Genomic DNA, 23,854 nt, shown 5'->3' with positions numbered 1-23,854 from the left:
TGAGTATGTAAAATATTTTAAAAGAGCCTTCGCTATACCAAAGGCTCTTTTAAATCAAATTAATTTTTTAACTTCTTCTAAGGCTTTTTCAAAGTTAACTTCGTTAGTTACTTCTGGAACATATTCTACATATTGGACTATTCCATCCTTATCTACTATTACAATACCTCTAGCTAAAAGTTTCAACTCATCTATTAAAAATCCGTATTTTTCACCAAATTCTCTTTCTTTGTAGTCAGATATTGTTAGAAGGTTTTTAATATCTTCATTTGCACAGAAACGTGCTTGGGCAAATGGAAGGTCTTCTGTGATTTGAACTATAGCTATATCATCAGAAAGATCTAGGGCTTCTTTATTAAATCTTTTAGCTTGGAAAGCACATACATCTGTATCTAAGGAAGGAGCAACTGAATAGATAAGAACTTTTCCCAAAAGATCATCTGAATTAAAATCAGATAGGTCATTTTTGGTAGCCTTAAAGCTTTTTGCTTCATCTCCTATTTGTACTTGATTTCCAATAAGAGTAACTTCATCTCCGCCAAATGTAATTTTCATATATAACTCCTTTAATTTAAAATTAACTAGAATTATTATACCCAAATTTGATAAAAACTAGTAAAATTATTTGTTCATATTATTTGATAATTTAAATATGTTATTTTTTATAAAAATGGGTATCAATATAAAACAGACATTGATAATACAAAGAAAGGGGAAACAATGAAGAAAGTATATTCAGCTGTAAAACTTCCACAAGAAGCTATAGATATCTTGGAAGATAATGAAATTGAACTTACAATGCATGATGAGTTAACTACACCATCAGAAGATGAGATAATTGAAAAGGTAAAAGACGTAGATGCGCTTATATCAGGAGTTAATGTAGAAGTAACTTCTAAAGTAATCGAAGCTAATGAAAATATGAAAATAATAGCAAATATTGGTGCTGGTACAAATAACTTAGATATAGATAAGGCAGAAGAAAAAGGCATTGTAGTTAGCAAAACTCCAGGAAGAGATTCCGTCGCTTCTACAGCTGAGTTAGCAATTGGCCTAATGCTTGCCGTGTCTAGAAATATTTTGAAAAACCAAGATATGGTAAATGAAAATTCCTTTGATGGGTGGCAAGTAATGGGATTTTTAGGATCACACCAAGTTTCTTATAAGAACCTTTTGATCATAGGATTTGGAAATATAGGCCAAGAAATAGCTAAGATGGCAAAAGCCTTCCATATGGATATAAATTATTACGATATAAAAGATAGAAGTGAATTTAAAGAGGCAGAAGAAGAAACTTCTGCTAAGTATGTAGAGCTTGAAGAAGGATTAAAAAATGCAGACTATGTTATCCTTCAAATGAACTACACTGATGAAAACTATCATTTTATAGATAAAGATAAGCTATCTTTAATGAAAGAAGACGCCTACCTTATCAACACAGCTAGGGGAGATGTATTAGATGAAGAAGTCCTAGCAGATTACTTAGAAGAAGGCAAATTAGCTGGTGCTGGACTTGATGTTCATGAGAATGAACCTAAAATGAATGAAAGACTTATAAAAATGGACAAGGCGGTGTTAACTCCTCACATAGGAAATGATACCTACGAAGCAAGAGTTGAAATGAGTAAGGCTGCTGCAGAAGAAGTAGTCAGAGCCCTAAACGGAGACGAAGTAAAATATAAAGGTTAACTATCAAACAAAGACTAGGGTAGGTTATACCCTAGTTTTTCTTTTGTATCAAAAAGTATTGCCGATAGGAATTAGCCACCTATCTAGGATTATAGGATACTAGTATAATTAAGAAAATAATCTTCAAAGTTGAAGATCTCCAGGTAGGAGCTCAGTTTTTCTTATGACAAAAAACCACATATAGAACATAGAAGTATAATTATAAAAATAAATAAAATTTCTCTATAAGGAAAGGGTTGATAATTATTTTTCTAATAGATTTTTATTAATAATTAGATAATAATGTTAAAAAATAAATAAACTTGACCTAAATAGGAAAATGTTTTATACTTATTTCAAATATATAAATTTATACAATATATGAACTTATATAATACATAGAGGAGGAGTTATGCAGAATATATTAGGTCCCGACAAGATACTAGAGAAGATAAGTGATGTTTATATCACAAAAGCTAGAGCAAGTAGCAAAAAATTACTGATTCTTTCTTTTATAGCGGGAGTTTTTATAGCTTTTGCAGCAGCAGGGTCTACTTATGCATCTTTTAATTTGCTTGCGGATAATAAGACTTTAGGAATAGGAAAGTTAATCCAAGGTCTTACATTTACACCTGGTCTTATTTTTGTTTTAATAGCAGGAGCTGAGCTTTTTACTGGTAATAATCTTATGGTAATATCAGTTTTTGATAAAAAGCTTAGGATAAAAGAACTTTTTAGGGCTTGGGGCTTAGTTTACATAGGGAATTTTATTGGTTCAATCTTTGTTGCTTTTTTACTTTCAAAGTCAGGTCAATGGAAGGCAGGAGATATGGCCTTGGGGGCAAGAGTAATCTTGCTTGCAAATTCTAAAGTTAATTTGGGCTTTTTTGAAGCCCTTATATTTGGTGTTTTTTGTAACTGGTTAGTTTGCCTTGGTGTATGGATGTCATTTGGATCAGATAGTCAAGTAGGAAAGATGTTGTCTGCATTTTTCCCTGTTATGCTTTTTGTGCTTTCAGGTTTTGAGCATAGCATAGCAAATATGTACTACGTTCCTGCAGGAATTTTTGCAAAGTCTATACCAGAATATGTTGCTGCTAGTGGTCTTGAAGCTAGTGCACTTGGTAATTTAACTTGGGGTGGATTTTTTGCTAATAATCTATTGCCTGTAACTATAGGAAATATTATAGGCGGAGCGATATTTGTAGGATTAGCTTATTGGCTAGCATATAGGAAAAGAGGAAATTAGTATGAAGACGATTAGAGGAAACATATATACCTACCTATAATAATATTTTACTGGTTTATAACTAAATGGATAAGAAATTATGATAAAAACATAAGATTATATTAGAAAATAAGTATTTACTTGACATAATGAGCATTTACGTGTAGAATATTTAAGGATTGGCAGATGTTGCCAATTATTTAATTATAAAAGAAAAGGAGGTGCATTATGCCTACAATTAATCAACTTGTTAGAAAGGGTAGAAAAAGCGAAGTAACAAAATCAAATACTCCGGCTTTAGGTTACAACTACAACACATTAAAAAGTAGAATAACTAAGAACCAATCACCACAAAAACGTGGAGTTTGTACATCAGTAAGAACTGTAACACCTAAAAAGCCTAACTCAGCTTTAAGAAAGGTTGCCAGAGTAAGACTTACTAACGGAGCTGAAGTACTATCTTACATTCCTGGAATTGGACACAATCTTCAAGAGCACAGCGTTGTATTAATCAGAGGAGGAAGAGTAAAAGACCTTCCTGGTGTTAGATACCATATTATCAGAGGTACACTAGATACAGCAGGTGTTGATGGAAGAAAACAAGGTAGATCTAAGTATGGAGCAAAGAAGGCTTAAGACTTAGAATTTAGTGCATAATGTACTTAATATATAGAGAGTATATGTGCACACTAACGATTTGTTAATCGAGTACTCAAGATATTACACATTATTGGTAAAGGAGGGAAGAAAAGTGTCAAGAAAAGGACATATACCAAAAAGAGAGGTAATGCCTGATGCTAAGTACAACGATAGAGTTGTTACTAAGCTAATCAACAACATAATGTTAGATGGTAAAAAAGGCCTTGCTACAAGAATAGTTTATGACGCTTTTGATGCCGTAGCTGAAACAACAGGCAATGATGCATTAGAAGTATTCTACCAAGCTATTGAAAACATAATGCCAACACTAGAAGTAAAAGCTAGAAGAATCGGTGGTGCAAACTATCAAGTACCAATGGAAGTTAGACCTGAAAGAAGACAAACCTTAGCTCTTAGATGGTTAGTTAACTTTGCTAGAGCAAGGGGAGAAAAGACTATGGTTGAAAGACTTTCTAAAGAAATACTTGATGCAGCTAACAATTCTGGTGCAGCAGTTAAAAGAAAAGAAGAAATGCACAGAGCTGCAGAAGCAAACAAAGCTTTCGCACACTATAGATACTAAGAATCGGGGGATTAATGAAAAGAGAAGTCTCATTAAAAGATACCAGAAATATTGGTATCATGGCCCACATAGATGCTGGTAAGACAACAGTTACAGAAAGAATGTTGTATTACACTGGAAAGATTTATAAAATCGGTGATACCCATGATGGTACAGCTGTTATGGACTCCATGGATCAAGAAAAGGAAAGAGGAATCACAATCGGTTCTGCTGCCACAACTTGTTATTGGAATGATCATAGAATTAATATCATAGATACTCCAGGTCACGTTGACTTTACTGTAGAAGTTGAAAGATCATTAAGAGTATTGGACGGTGCAGTTGCATTATTTGATGCAAAAAGCGGTGTAGAACCTCAATCAGAAACAGTATGGAGACAAGCTGATAAGTACGATATTCCTAGAATTTGTTTTATTAACAAGATGGATGCTACAGGAGCTGACTTCTTCATGGCTGTTGATACAATCGAAGATAAATTAAAGGCTAACGCTGTTCCTATAGAAATTCCGATAGGAGCTGAACAACAATTCGAAGGTGTAGTAGACCTAGTTGAAATGAACTCAGTTACCTACAACACAGAAGACCTCGGAGCTCACCCAGTTATAGGAGAAATTCCTGATAACCTAAAGGAACAAGCAGAAGAATATAGGGCAAACCTATTAGAAGAACTTTCTGAAGTAGATGATGATATCATGATGAAATATCTTGAAGGTGAAGAAGTTACACCAGAAGAGATTAAAAAAGCTATCAGAAAGGGAACTATAGAAAAGAAAATTTTCCCATGCCTATGTGGATCAGCATACAAGAATAAGGGTGTTCAAGCACTACTTGATGCAATTGTTGAATATATGCCAAGTCCAGTAGACGTACCTGCTATTGAAGGTACAGATCCTAAAGATGAAAGTGTTGTACTAGAAAGACATCCTGGAGATGACGAACCTCTATCAGCGCTAGCTTTCAAGGTTGTAACAGACCCTTATGTAGGTAAACTAATCTACGTTAGAATTTACTCTGGTACAATCGAATCAGGATCATATATCTACAATGCAACCAAGGGCAAGAGAGAAAGAGTTGGACGTATTATGCAAATGCACTCCAATAAGCAACAAGAAATCGAAGTTGGTTATTCAGGAGATATCGTAGCCCTACTAGGACTAAAAGATACAACAACAGGTGATAGTTTATGTGATCAAGATAATCCAATTATCCTTGAAAACATGGAATTCCCTGATCCAGTTATCTCAGTTGCTATTGAACCAAAAACAAGAGCAAGTCAAGATAAGATGATCGTAGGACTTCAAAAACTTGCTGAAGAAGATCCAACTTTCCAAACAAGATCAGATGAAGAGACAGGTCAAACAATTATCTCAGGAATGGGAGAGCTTCACCTTGAAGTTATCGTAGATAGACTACTAAGAGAATTTAAGGTAGAAGCAAACATAGGTAACCCACAAGTAGCTTACAGAGAATCAATCACTAAGGAAGCTGAAGCACAAGGTAAGTTCGTAAGACAATCCGGTGGTTCAGGTCAATACGGTGATGTATACCTAAGAGTATCACCAAACAAAGAAGGAGAAGGAATTACCTTCGAATCTAAGATTGTCGGCGGTGCTGTACCTAAAGAATACATCAAACCAGTTGAAGCAGGTGTTCGTGAAGCAGCTGAAAGTGGTATACTAGGTGGATACCCAATGGTAGACCTCCACGTAGTCCTATTCGATGGATCTTACCACGAAGTCGACTCATCAGAAGTTGCCTTCCAAGTAGCTGGATCTATGGGATTCAAAAACGCTGTTGAAAAAGCAGGTCCGGTCCTACTTGAACCTATCGAAAAAGTTGAAATCACAACACCGGATGAATACCTTGGAGATGTAATGGGCGATGTTTCATCAAGAAGAGGAAAGATCGATGGTATGAATCCAAAAGATGGCATTCACGTACTAAATGCTTTCATTCCACTATCAGAAATGTTCGGCTATGCTACAGACCTAAGAAGTAAAACCCAAGGTAGAGCAACCTATTCAATGCAATTTGACCACTACGCACAAGTTCCAGAAAGCGTAAAAGAACAAGTATTAGATAAATAATTAATATAGGAGAAAAAAATGAGTAAAGAAACATTTGACAGAAGCAAACCACATATTAACATTGGTACAATAGGCCACGTAGACCACGGTAAAACAACAACAACAGCAGCTATAACACAAGCTCTAAACAAAAAATATGGAACAGGTGAATTCGTAGACTACGAACACATCGACAAGGCTCCAGAAGAAAGAGAACGTGGAATCACAATCAACACATCAGTAGTAGAATACGAAACAGAAAAAAGACACTACGCCCACATTGATGCTCCAGGCCACGCTGACTACGTTAAAAACATGATCACAGGTGCAGCACAAATGGACGGTGCAATCATCGTAGTAAGTGCAGCTGACGGTCCAATGCCACAAACAAGAGAACACATTCTACTAGCAAGACAAGTAGGCGTTCCAAAAATTGCAGTATTCCTAAACAAAGAAGACCAAGTAGACGATCCAGAACTAATTGAACTAGTAGAAATGGAAATCAGAGACCTACTAAGCGAATACGATTTTGACGGAGACAACTGTCCAGTAGTAGTAGGATCAGCACTAAAATCCCTAGAAGAAGGTGGAGAAGGCCCATGGTCAGATAAGATCCTACAACTAATGGATGAAGTAGACGAATACTTTGACATTCCAGAAAGAGACAACGACCTACCATTCCTAATGCCAGTAGAAGACGTAATGACAATCTCAGGAAGAGGAACAGTAGCAACAGGAAGAGTAGAAAGAGGAACACTAAAAGTAGGCGATTCAGTAGAAATCGTAGGACTAACAGAAAAAACCAGCCAAGCAGTAGTAACTGGAGTAGAAATGTTCCACAAATCACTTGACCAAGCAGAATCAGGAGACAACGTAGGAGTACTACTAAGAGGAGTACAAAGAAACGAAATTTCAAGAGGACAAGTACTAGCAAAACCAGGTTCAGTAAACCCACATACAGAATTTGAAGGACAAGTATACGTACTAAGCAAAGAAGAAGGAGGAAGACACACCCCATTCTTCTCAGGCTATAGACCACAATTCTTCTTTAGAACAACAGACGTAACAGGAGATATCCAACTAGAAGAAGGCGTAGAAATGGTAATGCCAGGAGACAACGCAACCTTCAAGATAACTCTACAAAAGCCAATAGCTCTAGAAGAAGGACTAAGATTCGCAGTACGTGAAGGTGGAAGAACAGTAGCATCAGGAGTTGTTACTAAAGTTGTTAAGTAATAAGTAAAAATCAAAATCAGCTGGCCCGACTCTTTGGGTCAGCTTTTTTAAATAATAGAAAATGGAGACTAAATGAACAAAAAAACAATAACCATAATGCTTGCCTATGTAGGAGTATTGACGGGGGCAGGACTGGCATCTGGTCAAGAACTACTTCAGTACTTCGTATCCCTTGGCCTTCCAGGACTTATTGGAATTGGAGTAGTAGCTATCCTACATATGCTAATAGGAGGAGTAATCCTACAACTAGGATCCCACTACATGGCCAATGACCATAGTGATGTATTTGACGAAATAACAAACAAATTCATAAGCAAATTTTTGGACTTATCATTAATATTTACTTGCTTCGTAATCGGATTTGTAATGATAGCGGGAGCAGGATCCAACCTAAACCAAGCCTTTGGTATCCAAAACTGGGTGGGATCAGTAATCTGTGCTATTCTTGTAATCGGTGTAGGGATGCTAGACTTTGACAAAGTAAGCAAGGTCATAGGATCCTTCACACCGCTTATAATTATCTTTACCTTGATAGCTAGTATCTATACCTTCATAAGATACCCGATGAACTTTGACCAACTAGAACAAATTGCCCTACAAGTACCATCAACCTTCGATAATGTAATTATATCAACCATAAACTACTTCGGTCTTTGCACCATGACAGGAGTATCCATGGCCTTTGTCCTAGGTGGAGATGAATTTAACTCCAAAGAAGCCTTCAAGGGGGGAATATTTGGTGGACTAATAGTAGGAATCCTTGGAGTTATGATAGCCCTAACCCTCTTTTTAAGAATAGGAGAAGTAGCTAGCCTAGATATACCAATGCTCTATGTAGTAACAAACATAAACAGAATTCTAGGCTTTGTAATGTCAATAGTTATCTTTGGAATGATCTTCAATACAGCAGTATCACTCTTTTATGCTCTAGCTAGGAGATTCTCCAATGGAGATGAAAAGAAATTTAGAATCCTCTTAATAGGAATGACCCTGGTAGGATTTGTACTAAGCTTTGGAGGCTTCAAACAACTAGTATCGTTATTCTACCCAATTATAGGCTACACCGGCATGGTATTACTAATAGTCCTAGTCTTTGCCTACTTTAGAGAAAAAGAATCAATAGATGTAGAAATGAAAAAAAGATATGCCATCAGCCACTTCATGAGAAAAAAACTTGATGATGACAAAGTCTACACCAAAAAAGATAAGAAAAAATTAGAAAAACTAGTAGACTCTTCAATCATCGATAATGAAGTAATAAAAGAAAAGGCTGAAGAAACAGTAAAAGAAGCTATGGAGAACGAAAGTGATGACGAAGATTAAAATTTATAGGAAATCTACCAACAACCCATATTCCAAGCAAGGATTAGGGTTGTTTTTTCTGTTCACTTAAGTGAGTTGAGCGAAGGAAAGAGAGCAAAACAAAAAAATCACCTGCGGTCAAGGTGGAGGAAATTAGCTTTAGCTTCAAGCACCAAGAAAGCCTCCTTAAAGTATAATTGTGATAATCACATGCACAATTAAAAAAGGAGACATTCATGGATAAAAATACTTTATCACATAAAGCCTACGATTGCAAATATCATATAGTATTTGCACCAAAATATAGAAGGCAAGATAGCTTCAAACATAGAACACTTACTCATATCTTGCATTGGTAAGGCTATATAAAATCTTGTTTTTCTCTCAAGGAATGTAGCTAAGCATCCTTTATTTTGCCTATAGATGATACTACTGTATCTAATTGCCAGTGTCCAAACTCTACTTTTTTCTTGACTTTGATTGGTCTCTTTCTTATGGAAGTTCCAAGGTTAAAGCTACCTCTAGTTTATTTAGTTTTTCTTGATTTTCCTTTTCTTCTAAGTTTACTTATTTCAAATTGAATTAGTCCTGAATAAAGCCAATTGTATATAGTTTTAAAGGAAATTACACCTTTTAATACAGTAACGGCAATTTGTTCTGGAGACCACTTACAATTCAATTTCTCAATGATTTTATCCTTTATTGTTTCTGTAACTTTTCTTTTTCTTCCTTTATGTGAATACTAGGTTTCTCTATCTTTGCTTGCTTCTATAGCCGAAAAAGTGTTATTGGATCTTTTTAACTCTCTAGAAATAGTCGAGTGATGAAGTTCAAGAATTTTCGCTATTATTCTAGAAGAATAGCCCTCTTTTTTTAATACTTCTATCTTATATCTATCATTTATGGTAAGATTTTTATAACTCATATTAACCACCGTGAATGTTTTTGTGGTTATTACCATTTTACCCGAAGTTAGTATGAGTTTTTCTTACATATGCTGTCGCATTTAATTCTACAAAGTATCTTAAAAAAATTTCCTTTTATATATTTATTTTTTTTGGATTAATAGGCAAGCTTTCAAAAAATATTATATCATCCCTCTCGCTTGCATCACCTTCGGCTAGGATGGCAGCTTTTGACTTAATATTACCACCAGCCTTAATAACTAATTCTTCTATAGCCTTAATAGATTCTCCAGTAGAGATTACATCATCCAAGATACAAACATCTTTGTCTTTTATTAATTCTATATCGTCACCATTTAAGTAAAGATTTTGCTCATCTTTAGTAGTTATTGAATTGACAGAAACTCCAATTGAATCTGTCATATAGGTTTTAATAGACTTCCTACATACTACATATCTTTTGATATTTCTTAACTTAGATAGTTCATAAACCAAGGGGATGCCTTTGGCTTCTGCACTTATAAAAACATCGACTTTTGGTATCAATTCATCGAGCTTTGATGCGGCCTTCTCAGTCATTTCAGTATCACCTAGGAGTACAAAGCTTGCTATAGATAAGTCATCTGAAATATCTATTATAGGTAGGTCCCTTTTTAGACCTGCAAGTTCTAGCTTATAAGTATTCATTATATCTCCTTAAAATAATATAAATTTCAAAATTATTCCTGCCATGAGACCAAAGAATGGATCTGTTGAAGCTGTTACTGTCATAGTTATGGCAGAAAGAATTGCTGCATCTGGGCTTACTCCACTAAAGGCTACAGCAGCATTGGTAGGAACTGTTACCAAGGCTCCTAGTACAAAAAGGAAACCATGGATGGATTCGCCTGGGACATACTTACCAAGCTTTGGCAAAAGTCCTAAAAACATTATTAAGCCCAAAATCACCATCATCAAGACTCCAGAGTTGACTGGATTATCACTAGCACCTGTTGCAGAAATTATAGATTCAACAGGTGCTCCACCAAAGAGGGCTGATACAGAATCAGCTATACCAGAATAGATAGTTAAATGATCAACATTTGCAGCTCCATTACCGAGGCTTGCTGTAATATTTCCAAAGGCAATGTTTGCTCCTATAGTTAAGCAGGATAGGGCCAAGGCCCCTCTAAGTATATGAGTTGACATAGTAGGCTTTCTTAACCTAAACTTTCTCTCTTCGGCTACTATTTTATTACCTATGTCCATCTTTTTTATATTAGCGTAGATTGAAGAAACAAGAACTGAAACCACTATAGTATATACCAAATTTCTTCCTGATAGGAAGTATATAACTATAGCAACTCCTGTAGAAATTCCAGATATTTGTGGGTTAATTTTAATTCCATCTATGGCGATCTTTGCCAAGATAAGCCCTACTCCTGCCATCATAGCATTTATTATTTCATCTCCGGCTATACCAACTATAAAGGATAGGAGTCCTGTTAAGCCTAGTATTGCCATGATAATACCTGTCCAAAAGATTATCGATAGTCTTTCTCTCTTATCCCTACCCATAGAACCAGCTAGGGCTATAGTTTCAGCCTGCATGGATATTGGTATGGGAGATTGCAAAAATAAACAAGCGATAACCCCTACCAAGAAGCCCAATGAAGTTGGAAAGGCTTCAAAACCGACACTAAGGGCTAGAAGTGCTTGAGGTATACCATTAATAACAACCCCTAGGGCAGCGATGATATCATTTAAAGTCATAAATCCTCCTAATAATATAATCTTTATTTTAGTCAATTAGATCAAAATTACTTAGTAAAAGAAAAGCTTACTAGCTAGGTTGTTTTACCAGTGACTTATACTTGAAATAATTGCAAAGATATTATATGCTTGTTTACTTTTTTTACAATGAAAATCAAGAAAGCAGCCTAATAACTACGAATTAAGTCCTAATTTTAGATAAATGGGTATATATGTAATACTAAAATTAAAGGAGGTATTATGGGTAAGTATAGTGAAGATGCTAAAAAGCTCAATGAATATGTTGGTGGAGATGGCAATATCTCTACTGTAACTCACTGTGTAACGAGGATGCGTTTTGTTTTGAACGACCCTTCCAAGGCTGATGTAGAGGCTATTGAGGATATTCCTTCAGTCAAGGGTTCTTTTACTCAGGCAGGACAGTTCCAAGTTATCATAGGAAATGATGTCGATAATTTCTATAATGATTTCATAGCTATATCTAGTGCTACCGAAGCTAGTAAGGATGAAGTCAAAAAGGACGCTAGTAAGAATCAAAATGTCTTGCAAAGGATATCTTCTGTTTTGGCAGAAATTTTTGCACCACTAATTCCTGCTATTATTGTAGGAGGTCTGCTCTTAGGTTTTAGAAATATCTTGGAGGGAATTCAGTTTGGTTTTTTGGGTGGACAAACCATAGTAGAATCTTATGTCTTTTGGAGGGGAGTTAATGACTTCTTGTGGCTAATATGTGAGGCTATTTTCCACTACCTACCAGTAGGCATTACTTGGTCTATCACAAGGAAGATGGGTACAAGTCAAATTTTGGGAATAGTTTTGGGTATTACCCTTATCTCACCTAATTTACTTCTAAATGCCTATGAAGTAGCCAATGGTGGCGAAATTCCTATATGGGACTTCGGATTTTTCCAAATACAAAGGATAGGCTATCAAGCTCAAGTAATTCCAGCAATGCTTGCAGGTTTTTTGCTTGTTTATTTGGAGAGGTTCTTCAAAAAGGTCATCCCTCAGGCTATTTCAATGATTTTTGTACCTTTGTTCTCCCTAGTCCCTACAGTACTCTTGGCTCATTTGATTTTGGGACCTATAGGCTGGAAGGTCGGATCTATGATTTCTAATTTAGTTTATAGTGGACTAACTTCAACCTTTAGTTGGATTTTTGGTGGTATATTTGGACTCTTCTATGCACCACTTGTTATAACTGGTCTCCATCATATGACCAATGCTATAGACTTGCAATTAGCTAATGACTTTGGTGGAACAATCCTTTGGCCAATGATCGCCCTATCCAATATAGCCCAAGCCAGTGCAGTTATTGCTGTAATTTATCTTCATAGGGGAGACACTAAAGAAGAACAAATCTCTATCCCTGCAGCGATTTCAGCCTACCTGGGTGTAACAGAGCCAGCACTTTTTGGTATCAATATCAAATATGGCTTTCCTTTTATAGCAGGTATGATAGGCTCAGCCCTAGCAGGAGTATTTTCTGTATCAACCAAGACTATGGCCTATAATATTGGAATTGGAGGACTACCAGGCATCCTATCAATCAAGTCTGGATCCTATATTACCTTTGCTATAGCCATGGCAATAGCGATAATTGTTCCGATAATCTTGACCATTATCTTTGAAAAAAGATCTATGTTTAAAAACAAGATTGAATTTAAGACACCAAGTTTCTCATAGGAGACTGTATGAATTTAGGTAAGAAAGTTATATATCAAGCCTATCCCAGGTCTTTTAAAGATACTAGTGGAAATGGTATAGGAGACCTTGAAGGGATTAGGCAAAAGGCTGATTATTTTAAGAAGTTAGGAGTTGATATGGTTTGGATAAATCCCTTCTTTGTATCACCTCAAAATGATAATGGCTATGACATAGCCGACTACTACCATGTAGATCCCTTGTTTGGGACTGATGAGGAACTGGATAAGTTAATAGAGACCTTTGATGAAAAGGGGCTTGGTCTAATGTTTGATATGGTCTTAAACCATACATCCACCTCTCATGAGTGGTTCCAAAAGGCACTAGATGGAGATGAGTACTACCAAGATTTCTATTATATAAGAGATGGCAAGGATGGGTCTTATCCAAACAACTGGACTTCCAAATTTGGGGGTCCAGCCTGGAATAAATTTGGTGATACTGACAAGTATTACCTCTGCCTTTATGATAAGACCCAGGCTGATTTGAATTGGCACAATAAAAATGTCCGCAAAGAAGTCTACAAGATAGTAAATTATTGGATAGATAAAGGTATCAAGGGCTTTAGGTTTGATGTCCTAAATGTCATCGGTAAGTCCAAGGACCTTAAGGATAGTTCAGGCAATATAGATGAAGAGAAGAAGCTCTACACCGATACCAGGATTGTCCATGAATGGATAGAGGAGCTAAATAAAAATACCTTTGGCAAGGATGAGGATATAATAACTGTAGGGGAGATGAGTTCAACAGATGTTCATAACTCAGCTCTCTATAGTAATCCTGAGGGAAGTGAATTATCCATGGTCTTTAGCTTCCACCACCTCAAAGTTGACTATAAGGACGGAGAAAAATGGACTGACGCAAGCTTTGATTTCAAAAAACTAAAGGGCACCCTAAACTACTGGCAAGGCGAGATGCAAGAGCATAGTGGGTGGAACGCCTTATTTTTTAATAACCATGACCAGACTAGGGCAAATACGAGGTTTGGCGATGTAGACAAGTACCACTACCAAACTTCTACCATGCTAGCTCAAACCATCCACCTAATGAGGGGGACTCCTTTCATTTATCAGGGAGAAGAAATAGGTATGACAGATCCTGACTATGATTCCATAGGAGATTATAGGGATGTCGAGAGCCTCAATGCCTACGATGCCCTCCTTGCTAAGGGGATGAGTGAAGATGATGCCCTAAAGATAATTAAGCTTAAGTCTAGGGATAACTCAAGGACTCCTATGCAATGGAATGACAGCTCAAATGCTGGCTTTAGTGAGGAGACTCCTTGGATTAGGGTAAATGATAATTACAAGGAAATTAATGTAAAAAAGGCCCTTGCAGATAAAAATTCTATCTTTTATTATTACAAAAAACTAATAGAGCATAGGAAGGAAGAAAATCTAATATCAGATGGTTTGTATTTCCCAATTCTTGAAGATGATGAGAATATCCTTGCCTTTGTAAGAGAATATGAGGGTAATGTCCTAGTGAACTTCTCCAACTTTACTGGCAAGAGCTTAGAAGTTGATCTAGAAAACATGGTTGACTCCTACCAAGAATATGAATACTTGCTAGGTAACTACGGAAGAGTCGAAATAAATAAAAAAATAAATCTAAGACCCTACGAATGCCTTGCCCTCATAAAAAGATTTTAATCCATGGTTATTACAAAACTACTATAAATTTTAGTTATATCAGAAAGCTTTCTAAGGAATATAGTTAAAGAACCTGTCGACAAGAGATTAAGCGTATAGGTTTCTTATAAGAACCTATAAATATTTATTAACTATGAAAGATCTCCTTTTTATCTAAGGAGATCTTCATATTCATTAATTTGGCGAATCCTATCCGGATCTTCAAAGAAATTTTTAATTAATCGCTTTAAGGTAGGTGTTAAAACGATTAAACCAATTAGGTTTGGTATGGCCATTAGACCGTTCATAGTATCAGATATAGACCAAATTTCTTTTAGTCCACCCACAGCTCCTAAAAAAATAATAGGAAGATAGATTAATTTATAAAACTTTGAGCCTTTTGATCCAAAAAGATATTCAAGGCTTTTTTCTCCGTAATAATACCAACCTATTATTGTAGAAAAAGCAAATAATGTTAAACTAATGCTAACTATATAAGCTCCATAAGGTATGCCACTATTAAAAGATTGAGTAGTTATTGCTGCTCCCTCTAATCCTTCTTTATAATTGTCACTTATAAGAATAACAAAAGATGTCAAACTACAAATTATAAAGGAATCTACTAAAACTTCGAAGACTCCCCAGAGTCCTTGTCTTACTGGATGATCAGTTTTAGAAGCTGCATGTGCAATAGGTCCAGAACCAAGTCCTGCTTCATTTGAAAAAAGTCCCCTAGAAATACCAGCTTTCATAGATGATTTAAGACTAATGCCAGCTATTCCTCCCGCTGCTGCACTTGGATTAAAAGCATTTGCAAAAATACTTGTTAAAATAGGGCCTAACTTATTAATATTTGAAAAAATAATAAAAAGGCAAGCTAGTATATAAAAAATAGCCATAAAAGGTACCAGTTTTTCTGTAACTTTTCCTATGCTATTAATACCTCGTATTATAATAAGAGATGTTAGTATGATTAGAACAAATCCAACTAAGTAAGGGCTAAGTCCAAAACTATCTTTAAGTGTCATAGAAATTGAATTTGCTTGGGTCATATTTCCTATTCCAAGAGCTGCTAGGGCAGAAAATATAGCAAAAACTGAACCTAGAGCCTTGCACTTTACACCATTTTTTAAATAGTACATAGGACCACCAACATAGGCACCTGTTACTGGATTTTTTTCTCTATAAGCTATTGCTAAAGTAACTTCTGCAAATTTAGTTGTCATCCCAAAAAAAGCACTAACCCACAACCAAAATATAGCTCCTGGTCCACCGATTGAAATCGCAGTAGCTACTCCTACTATGTTTCCAGTACCTACTGTTGCAGCAAGAGCAGTAGAAACAGCTTGAAAAGCAGTTAATTCTCCACTTCCAGTAGTATCTTTTTTAAATAACTTAAGGAAAGTTGATTTAAAAATATAGTTGAAATTTCTAATTACTAGTCCATTTGTTGCTATAAATAATAAAATGCCAGTTCCCAATAACAATATTATCATAGGCCAGCCCCAAACTATGGAGTTAAGTGATTTGTTAATTGTCATAATAAAATGCATATCTTATACCTCAAATACAATTTAATATATATAATTATACTAAGCAAAGAAAGAATATTCAATTAAAAAAATAATTTAATAGAAATTACTAATTTATTTTAATAGATTAATTATTTAGATTTAAAAACTACTTTTGGGTTATATACAAAAGCCAATGCTAATCTAAACTACTCATAGGAATGCCAAAGTGCAAGGATTGGAGCATTCTTCCTTCTGAGAACTTCGATTATTTTATGAAAAGGTGGAAGAACTAAGAGTTAAATCAGGCTTTTATTCGACCTTTGACATGGTTTAATATATGGTTAAGGTATTTTCTTTCTATAAAAGAATAATTTCCTTTAAGTAAGCAAATAAGATTGTAGCGAGGACAGTTAGAATTTTTAAAAGAGAAAAAGGTATTCTTGCCTTTACCAAGTATTTTATTGGAGATAAGGTCCTAGTTATTATTAACCTAAGTCTAAAATAATTCTTCCACAAAGCAAATGTATATAACCAGCCTACGATTTAAACCAATTTGTCCTATTCAATTATGACAAATGGGTTATGGTCGACCCTCTAGTTATGAGGTCCTACGAAGTAGTAGTATTTGTTAGAGACTAAGGTAAAGTTCAATAATTGATAAAAATACTAAAAGCTGTAAAGTGATTTTATAAAAGTTAAGGAGACATTATGAAAATTACACTAGTAGGACTAGGTTATGTCGGCCTATCAAACGCGATATTGCTTGGACTTTCTAATGAAGTTATAGGCATAGACGTTGACGATAGAAAAATCGACATGATTAATAATAAAAAATCACCCTTAGTAGATAAGGAAATTATAGAATACTTAGAAAATAAAGACCTAAATTTGAGAGCTGAAAGGGCTCCTAAGGTCCATTACAAGGATAGCGACCTAGTAATCCTTGCCCTTCCAACCAACTATGATGAGGTCAAGGAACACTTCGATACCTCCTACCTAGATGGGGCTATCAAGGAAGTCAAGGAAGTCAATGAGGACGTTACTATTTTAATAAAATCTACTATTCCAATTGGCTACACCGAGAGCAAAAACAAGGAATATGGATGCGATAATATCATCTTCTCACCAGAATTTTTGAGAGAGGGTAGGGCTCTCTATGACTGCCTCCATCCAAGTCGTATAATTGTTGGAGAAAAATCTGATAGGGGGATGGAAATTGCAGAGCTTTTCAAGCATGAAGCCCTCAATGATCCTGAAATTATCCTCATGGAATCAAGCGAAGCTGAAGCAGTCAAGCTCTTTGCCAATACCTACCTTGCTATGAGGGTGGCTTACTTTAATGAACTAGATTCTTTTGCTGAAGTAAAGGGACTTAATTCCAAGGATATAATCAAGGGAGTCTGTGGAGATCCAAGGATTGGTAACCACTACAACAACCCTTCTTTTGGCTATGGGGGTTACTGCTTACCAAAAGATTCCATGCAACTAAGCTCCAACTTTAGAGATGTGCCAAATGCCATGTTTAATGCAGTAGTAGATGCCAATAAAATCCGTAAGGACTTTGTATCTGACAGGATCTTGACCAAGGAGCCAAAAACCATAGGAATCTATAGGCTAGTTATGAAAAAAGGCTCTGATAACTTCAGAAAATCTGCCATCTTTGATGTAGTTAAGAACCTCAAAGCCAAGGGATCTGACCTAATAGTCTATGAACCAAATGTAGATAAGGAAAACTTTGAAGGCATGAGGGTAGTAAATGACCTAGATGAATTTAAAAAGGCTGATATAATTGTTGCAAATAGGATTGATGAAAATCTAGTAGATGTAGAAGATAAAGTTTATTCAAGAGATGTATTTAATAGGGATTAACTATGGAAAAAAAGACCAACAAGTATATTCCGGAAGTTCATTCCAAGCTTAGAAAATCATTTATAAAGGTACCAGAAGAGATCTATAGGGCATCTGGGATTAAGATTTTTGATAAGAGAATAAAATCCCTTCTCTTTACGACAGACCTCGCCATAATTAGAAATTCAAACGCTGACTCAATCATGGCAGTCTATCCCTATACCCCACAAAACACCATCACTAGCGCCATCCTAGATGTGGCAAATGTGCCATGCTTTGTAGGAGTTGGAGGGGGCACAACCCAAGGCCTTAGGTCAAAATATATAGCCATAGAAGCAGAACTTATGGGAGCTTACGGGGTAGTAGTGAACTCTCCCATGCCCAATAAGGATATAGAATCCATTGCAGAATTCTTAGATATACCAGTTATCGCCACAGTAAGTAGCTTTGATAATGACTATATGGGTAAGATTGAAGCAGGGGCTGAGATCCTAAATGTGGCAGGTGGCAAGTACACAGCAGACCTAGTAAGGGAGATTAGAAAAAATATCGGCAATGAATTCCCAATAATCGCAAGTGGGGGCAAGCAGAACCACCATATCTTAGAAACAATCGAAGCTGGTGCCAATGCCATATCCTATACACCACCTTCAAGCTCTGAAGTCTTTGCAAGTATGATGGATGCTTATAGAAATAGGAGAGATGATGAATAAATTATATCCAGGATTTTTGACAGATGTTGGCAATATCAAGGTGGGCCATGCCCAAAACCTAGAAGCAGGAACAGGTTGCTCAGTAATAATTCCCGATGAAGGAAACACCGGTGCAGTAGAAGTAAGGGGGTCAGCTCCAGGAACTCGTGAAACAGACCTCCTAAGCCCAACCAACCAAGTTAGCTCCCTTAATGCAGTAGTCCTTGCAGGAGGATCAGCCTATGGACTTGAAGCTGCAAGTGGAGTAATGAAGGCCCTAGAAGAAGAAAAGATAGGACTTGACGTAGGAGTCGGAGTCGTCCCTATAGTAAGCTCGGCAGTCCTCTTTGACCTTGCCTACAAGGATAGCTCAACCCGTCCAGACGAAGCCATGGGAAGGGAAGCCCTAGCTAAGGCTAGCTATGACAGCAAAGAAATGGGACTAATTGGAGCAGGAAGTGGAGCGACAGTTGGCAAGGCCTTCGGAATGAATTTCGCCCAAAAGTCAGGACTTGGCCAAGCAAGCATAAAGCTTGGAGAGCTTGTAGTAAGTGCTATGGTAGCAGTAAATGCCTTTGGGGATATATTCGATAACGAAAGAAATGAACAAATAGCAGGCCCAAGGGTAGATGGCAAGATGGTAAAAACAATGGATAATATCGAAAAAATTGCCCAAAACTTCGCTGACCTCGAAGGAAAAAACACTACCATAGGAATAGTCGCAACCAATGCGACCTTCGATAAAACAGGGCTAACCAAGGTCACCCAAATGACCCATGATGGCTACGCCAGAGCTATAAACCCAGTCCATACCATGTTTGATGGAGATACAATCTTTTCCATAGCAACCAACAAGGTAGAAGCCGACATCACACTCGTAGGGGCCCTCGGAGCAAAGGTTATGGCAAGGGCTATAGCCAATGCAATTTATAGTAGCCAAAGTCAAGAAAATTAGTTGACAAGCTCCCCCTTAGAGAGTAACATATAAGGGTAATTCTCTACTCCGTATTAATAAGCGGGGTCATAGACCGTAGGGAGGTGAAATAATGAATAATTACGAAGCAGTATTGATTTTCAAAGCTGATATGGCTGACAGTGATAGAACTGACCTTCTTGAGAGATTTAAACAAATCATTGGTCAAGATGGTGAAGTAACTAACGTCGACGATTGGGGAAAGAGAAAATTAGCTTACGAAATTAATTACCTAAAAGAAGGTTATTACTATATCGTAGACTTTACAGCTAACCCAGACCATATCAAAGAATTTGAAAGAAGACTAAGACTTTCAGATTTTATAATCAGATACATGGTTATCAGAAAAGAGGACTAAGCAATGAATAGAGTAACACTTATAGGAAGACTTACTAGAGATCCGGACTTAAGGTATACTCAAGGACAAAGAGCGGTGTGTACATTCACACTAGCAGTCGACAAGCGACTTAGTAGGGAAAGACGTAACGAAATGGAAGCCCAAAATCGTCCGACAGCTGATTTTATTAGAATAACAGTTTGGGGAGCTCAAGCTGAAAATTCTAGTAAATATTTAAGAAAAGGAAGTCAATGCGCAGTAGAAGGTAGGATCGAAACTGGATCTTACCAAGATAGGGAAACAGGAAAAACAGTTTATACAACAGATGTTGTCGCTGATAATGTTGAGTTTTTAGGATCAAGATCAGATAATTCTTATTCATCCTATAATAATCACAGTAATGACAACCAAGATATTTATAATAATTCCTATTCACAAACTCAAAATAATCAAAGACCAAATAGTCAAAATGATTCATTTTCTGCAGATGATGACTTTTTCGATGATGACTTTACTGAAATAGAAGACGATGGTAGGATTCCATTCTAATAAGAAAGGAATTATAAATGGCAGGAAGAAGATTTAGACCAAGAAAAAAGGTAGACCCATTTGTTAAAGATCCTTCAAAGGTTATAGATTATAAAGATATCGAAACTCTAAAAAGATTTATAACTGAAAGAGGTAAGATTCTACCTAGAAGAGTAACAGGTCTTAATGCAAAACATCAAAGAGAGATTACTAGAGCTATTAAAAGAGCTAGACAAGTTGCATTACTACCATACGAAGAAAATTAATAGATAGATATTAGACAATTTTTCAATAAGCAATATCAAAGGGCATACAAATGCTCTTTTTTATTATTTATTTCTAGGTTATAATAGTAGCTAAGGAAGTATTTATGACTGGTTTAGTTGAATTTATTAAAGACCATTTTACAAGTGAAATAGCCTTATTTTTGATTTCCATGCTCCCTCTTATTGAGGTGAAGGGGGCAATCCCCATAGGTTTTGTCATGGGGCTATCTGTCTTTAAGACTTATGGTATTTCTTTTGTAGGGTCAACCCTACCAGCGATTTTTATTTTAATTTGGATAAAGAAAGTTTTTTCTCTTATGGCGAGGTCCAAGTCTCTAAGGAAGTTTGTAGGAAAGATTGTAGATAAGGCCCATAGGAAGGATGAGAAGATCAGGAAGTACGAGTACCTGGGTCTATTTGTTTTTACGGCCCTACCTCTACCTGGTACTGGTGTCTGGATGGGTTCTCTCATAGCGGATCTTTTGGATCTGGATAAGAAGAAGGCCTTTGTTACTATTGCCCTCGGTAACCTTCTAGCTTCTTTCCAAATGTTAATTTTTTCTTCCATTATATTTTAATTTATTTTATTGAAAAGAAAACCTTGTCAAGAATCATTTTTTATATTATATTATATATAGACAGGAGGTATATATGTTAGTAGAGATTATTTCTTTAATTGTTGCAATCCTTGCGATTTTATTTATGGGATTTACAATTACAAAGAAGATATTACCTGTATCCTTAGGTAATAAGAGGATGAGTGAAATTGCTGCCCATATCAAGGATGGGGCCATGACTTTTATTAGACGTGAATATATTTTTATTACGGTTTTTGTGGTTATTGTTTCTGTCCTAATAGCGATTTTTCTCGATGTTAGGATTATGGTCTGCTATATTTTGGGATCAATTTTCTCTATGCTTGCAGGCTTTATAGGAATGAGGGTGTCTACAGCAGCCAATGCTAGGTGTACTAATATGGCCTATGAAAAGGGTTCGAGTGGTGCCTTGAATCTTGCTTTTGCTGGTGGATCTGTTATGGGTTTTGCTGTAACAGGACTTGGATTTTTGGGAATTATGATTTCATATCTAATTTTTAGAGACCCAGCCATTATTATGGGCTATTCCCTTGGTGCATCATCAGTTGCACTTTTTGCTAGAGTTGGTGGAGGTATCTATACCAAGGCAGCAGATCTCGGAGCTGATTTGGTTGGTAAGGTTGAGGAAGGTATCCCTGAAGACGATCCTAGAAATCCTGCAGTTATAGCTGATAATGTAGGCGATAATGTAGGTGATGTGGCTGGTATGGGTGCTGACCTTTTTGAATCATATTCTGGTGCCATTATTTCAGCTATAACTCTGGGTATTGTAGCAAGTGGGGATGCTGGTACGAAGTTTACCTTCTTCTTGGTTGCTATAGGAATTTTAGCCTCTATTTTTGCAAGCTTTATGTTTCTTACTAGCAAGCACAAGGATCCTCAAAAGTCCCTTATGTCTACAATTTATGTGTCAGGGGCACTAGTACTCGTAGCATCATTGATTTTATCTTTTTATTACTTTAAGAAACTCAATGCAGCCCTTGCTATAATTGTTGGAATTGTGGTTGGTATTTTGATAGGACTTTTGACAGAGTACTATACTTCTGATAAGTATAGGCATGTTAGAAATATAGCTGATGAGTCAAAGACAGGAGTTGCTACAAATATTATCTCAGGCCTTTCAGTAGGAATGCTATCTACAGTCTTGCCAATAATCCTTATTGCCCTTGGTATAATCATAGCCTACTGGGCTAATGGAGTATTCGGTATAGCCCTAAGTGCAGTGGGTATGCTTTCTACAACAGCGACGACTATTACAGTTGATGCCTATGGCCCTATAACTGATAATGCAGGTGGTATAGCAGAGATGAGCTATTTGCCAAGTGAGGTTAGGGATATAACTGATGAGCTAGATTCAATTGGAAATACTACAGCAGCTATTGGTAAGGGTTTTGCCATAGGAAGTGCAGCTTTAACTGCCTTATCACTCTTTGTAACCTATAGCCAAAGTCTAAATCTTGGATCAATTTCGATACTTGAGCCACAAGTTGTAGCTGGTATGTTTATTGGAGCTATGCTTCCATTCCTCTTTACTGCCCTAACTATGAATTCAGTTGGCAAGGCAGCATCACAAATGATTGCTGAAGTTAGAAGACAATTTAGGTCTGATGATAGGATTTTGAGGGGAGAAGCCGAACCTGACTATGCTAGGTGTATTGATATTTCAACTACAGCATCGCTCAGAGAAATGATTGTGCCAGGAGTGCTTGCTATAGTTGTTCCATTACTTGTAGGTAAGGTCCTCGGAGCCTATGCCCTAGGTGGACTTTTGGCAGGAGCTTTGGTAACGGGTGTCTTGATGGCAATCTTTATGTCAAATGCTGGTGGAGCATGGGATAATGCCAAGAAGTACATCGAAACTCTCGATGGAGATGAGGGCAAGGGATCTGATGCCCACAAGGCAGCAGTTGTAGGAGATACTGTAGGAGATCCTTTCAAGGATACATCTGGACCATCTCTAAATATCCTAATCAAACTTATGACTGTGGTTTCAGTTGTATGTGCAAGCTTGTTTATTTAATTTATGACAAGTATGTTAATTTTCTTAGTCTATAAATTAATTTTTAAAATTATTAAGTTAATTTGACAAAGTAGAATAACGGATATATAATATAACCATCAAATAATTAGTTTGTTAAATGTGTTGAAGAGAAGAGTATGTATCTGAAAGCTTAAAGCGAGTCCGTTTTGGTGTGAGAGGACAAGGGGAAGGGTACAGAAGAGAATCTTAGAGCATATATGTCGATACAAGGAGACTTATACGGGAACTCCCGTTACAGAGTTAGAGTATGTATGTACTTGAAGAGGTCTATTCCGTGAGGAATAGATGAATATGGGTGGTATCACGAGCTTTCGTCCCTTAGTAGGGAGAAAGCTCTTTTTATTC

At 36.4% G+C, this 23,854-nt stretch carries 22 protein-coding genes and 1 other annotated feature; of the genes, 17 read left to right on the top strand and 5 right to left on the bottom strand.

Features of this window, described 5'->3' with window-relative positions:
- Window positions 1–54 precede the first annotated feature (54 nt).
- The gene (gene tpx, locus MUN42_RS08395; protein ID WP_243344298.1) at window positions 55–555 is read right to left on the bottom strand and encodes a thiol peroxidase; all 501 of its coding nucleotides are present in this window, start codon (window positions 553–555) and stop codon (window positions 55–57) included.
- A 165-nt stretch (window positions 556–720) separates the two neighbouring features.
- Here tpx and MUN42_RS08390 point away from each other — a divergent pair, with 165 nt between their 5' ends.
- The 7 genes from MUN42_RS08390 to MUN42_RS08360 all read left to right on the top strand — a co-directional run bounded on the left by MUN42_RS08390 (window position 721) and on the right by MUN42_RS08360 (window position 8,743).
- Complete coding sequence (locus tag MUN42_RS08390; protein ID WP_243344297.1) at window positions 721–1,689, top strand: NAD(P)-dependent oxidoreductase; 969 nt, start codon at window positions 721–723, stop codon at window positions 1,687–1,689.
- 391 nt (window positions 1,690–2,080) lie between these two features.
- Window positions 2,081–2,917, top strand: a complete 837-nt coding sequence (locus MUN42_RS08385) for a formate/nitrite transporter family protein (protein ID WP_243344296.1) — start codon at window positions 2,081–2,083, stop codon at window positions 2,915–2,917.
- A 207-nt stretch (window positions 2,918–3,124) separates the two neighbouring features.
- On the top strand, window positions 3,125–3,532 hold the full coding sequence (rpsL, locus tag MUN42_RS08380; RefSeq protein WP_243344295.1) for a 30S ribosomal protein S12: 408 nt from the start codon (window positions 3,125–3,127) through the stop codon (window positions 3,530–3,532).
- A gap of 115 nt (window positions 3,533–3,647) precedes the next feature.
- Window positions 3,648–4,118, top strand: a complete 471-nt coding sequence (gene rpsG, locus MUN42_RS08375) for a 30S ribosomal protein S7 (RefSeq protein ID WP_243344293.1) — start codon at window positions 3,648–3,650, stop codon at window positions 4,116–4,118.
- A 14-nt stretch (window positions 4,119–4,132) separates the two neighbouring features.
- Window positions 4,133–6,205 carry an elongation factor G gene (fusA, locus tag MUN42_RS08370; RefSeq protein ID WP_243344291.1) on the top strand — a complete coding sequence of 691 codons (2,073 nt, stop codon included), beginning with the start codon at window positions 4,133–4,135 and terminating at the stop codon, window positions 6,203–6,205.
- An 18-nt stretch (window positions 6,206–6,223) separates the two neighbouring features.
- The gene (tuf, locus tag MUN42_RS08365) at window positions 6,224–7,420 is read left to right on the top strand and encodes an elongation factor Tu (protein WP_243344289.1); all 1,197 of its coding nucleotides are present in this window, start codon (window positions 6,224–6,226) and stop codon (window positions 7,418–7,420) included.
- A gap of 72 nt (window positions 7,421–7,492) precedes the next feature.
- A complete protein-coding gene (locus tag MUN42_RS08360) occupies window positions 7,493–8,743 on the top strand; it encodes a hypothetical protein (protein ID WP_243344287.1) in 1,251 nt (416 codons plus the stop codon).
- A 721-nt stretch (window positions 8,744–9,464) separates the two neighbouring features.
- Here the strand turns inward: MUN42_RS08360 and MUN42_RS08355 are convergent.
- The 3 genes from MUN42_RS08355 to MUN42_RS08345 form a co-directional block, all read right to left on the bottom strand.
- The gene (locus MUN42_RS08355) at window positions 9,465–9,647 is read right to left on the bottom strand and encodes a helix-turn-helix domain-containing protein (RefSeq protein WP_243344285.1); all 183 of its coding nucleotides are present in this window, start codon (window positions 9,645–9,647) and stop codon (window positions 9,465–9,467) included.
- A gap of 115 nt (window positions 9,648–9,762) precedes the next feature.
- Window positions 9,763–10,314, bottom strand: coding sequence for a phosphoribosyltransferase family protein (locus MUN42_RS08350; RefSeq protein ID WP_243344284.1), 552 nt, complete (start codon window positions 10,312–10,314; stop codon window positions 9,763–9,765).
- A 9-nt stretch (window positions 10,315–10,323) separates the two neighbouring features.
- Window positions 10,324–11,379 carry an NCS2 family permease gene (locus MUN42_RS08345; protein WP_243344282.1) on the bottom strand — a complete coding sequence of 352 codons (1,056 nt, stop codon included), beginning with the start codon at window positions 11,377–11,379 and terminating at the stop codon, window positions 10,324–10,326.
- A 240-nt stretch (window positions 11,380–11,619) separates the two neighbouring features.
- On the opposite strand from MUN42_RS08345, the gene treP reads away from it, so the two are divergent.
- Both treP and MUN42_RS08335 read left to right on the top strand, forming a co-directional pair.
- Window positions 11,620–13,065 (top strand): PTS system trehalose-specific EIIBC component, encoded by a 1,446-nt coding sequence (gene treP, locus MUN42_RS08340; RefSeq protein WP_243344280.1) that lies wholly within the window; start codon window positions 11,620–11,622, stop codon window positions 13,063–13,065.
- Between the two features lie 8 nt (window positions 13,066–13,073).
- On the top strand, window positions 13,074–14,735 hold the full coding sequence (locus MUN42_RS08335) for an alpha,alpha-phosphotrehalase (protein WP_243344279.1): 1,662 nt from the start codon (window positions 13,074–13,076) through the stop codon (window positions 14,733–14,735).
- A 149-nt stretch (window positions 14,736–14,884) separates the two neighbouring features.
- On the opposite strand, the gene MUN42_RS08330 is transcribed toward MUN42_RS08335, so the two are convergent.
- Window positions 14,885–16,210 (bottom strand): alanine/glycine:cation symporter family protein, encoded by a 1,326-nt coding sequence (locus MUN42_RS08330; protein ID WP_243344278.1) that lies wholly within the window; start codon window positions 16,208–16,210, stop codon window positions 14,885–14,887.
- A 726-nt stretch (window positions 16,211–16,936) separates the two neighbouring features.
- Here MUN42_RS08330 and MUN42_RS08325 point away from each other — a divergent pair.
- The 8 genes from MUN42_RS08325 (at window position 16,937) to MUN42_RS08290 (ending at window position 23,488) form a co-directional block, all read left to right on the top strand.
- A complete protein-coding gene (locus tag MUN42_RS08325) occupies window positions 16,937–18,097 on the top strand; it encodes a nucleotide sugar dehydrogenase (protein ID WP_243344277.1) in 1,161 nt (386 codons plus the stop codon).
- Window positions 18,098–18,099: 2 nt separating this feature from the next.
- Complete coding sequence (locus tag MUN42_RS08320) at window positions 18,100–18,789, top strand: hydrolase (RefSeq protein WP_243344276.1); 690 nt, start codon at window positions 18,100–18,102, stop codon at window positions 18,787–18,789.
- Entirely contained in the window at window positions 18,779–19,723 is a 945-nt protein-coding gene (locus MUN42_RS08315) for a P1 family peptidase (protein WP_243344275.1), read from the top strand. Before MUN42_RS08320 ends, MUN42_RS08315 begins: the two co-directional genes overlap by 11 nt.
- A 91-nt stretch (window positions 19,724–19,814) precedes the next feature.
- The gene (gene rpsF, locus MUN42_RS08310; protein ID WP_243344274.1) at window positions 19,815–20,099 is read left to right on the top strand and encodes a 30S ribosomal protein S6; all 285 of its coding nucleotides are present in this window, start codon (window positions 19,815–19,817) and stop codon (window positions 20,097–20,099) included.
- Window positions 20,100–20,102: 3 nt separating this feature from the next.
- Window positions 20,103–20,627, top strand: a complete 525-nt coding sequence (locus tag MUN42_RS08305) for a single-stranded DNA-binding protein (protein WP_243344273.1) — start codon at window positions 20,103–20,105, stop codon at window positions 20,625–20,627.
- A gap of 17 nt (window positions 20,628–20,644) precedes the next feature.
- On the top strand, window positions 20,645–20,872 hold the full coding sequence (rpsR, locus tag MUN42_RS08300) for a 30S ribosomal protein S18 (protein ID WP_243344272.1): 228 nt from the start codon (window positions 20,645–20,647) through the stop codon (window positions 20,870–20,872).
- A 104-nt stretch (window positions 20,873–20,976) separates the two neighbouring features.
- Window positions 20,977–21,450 (top strand): small multi-drug export protein, encoded by a 474-nt coding sequence (locus tag MUN42_RS08295; protein WP_243344271.1) that lies wholly within the window; start codon window positions 20,977–20,979, stop codon window positions 21,448–21,450.
- A 73-nt stretch (window positions 21,451–21,523) separates the two neighbouring features.
- Window positions 21,524–23,488, top strand: coding sequence for a sodium-translocating pyrophosphatase (locus MUN42_RS08290; protein WP_243344270.1), 1,965 nt, complete (start codon window positions 21,524–21,526; stop codon window positions 23,486–23,488).
- 114 nt (window positions 23,489–23,602) lie between these two features.
- Window positions 23,603–23,831: a binding site (T-box leader), on the top strand.
- The last annotated feature ends 23 nt before the right edge of the window (window positions 23,832–23,854 follow it).

Source organism: Anaerococcus sp. AGMB09787 (assembly GCF_022808955.1).
Classification (GTDB): Bacteria; Bacillota; Clostridia; order Tissierellales; family Peptoniphilaceae; genus Anaerococcus.
This window is presented reverse-complemented; position numbering and strand designations above follow the sequence as displayed.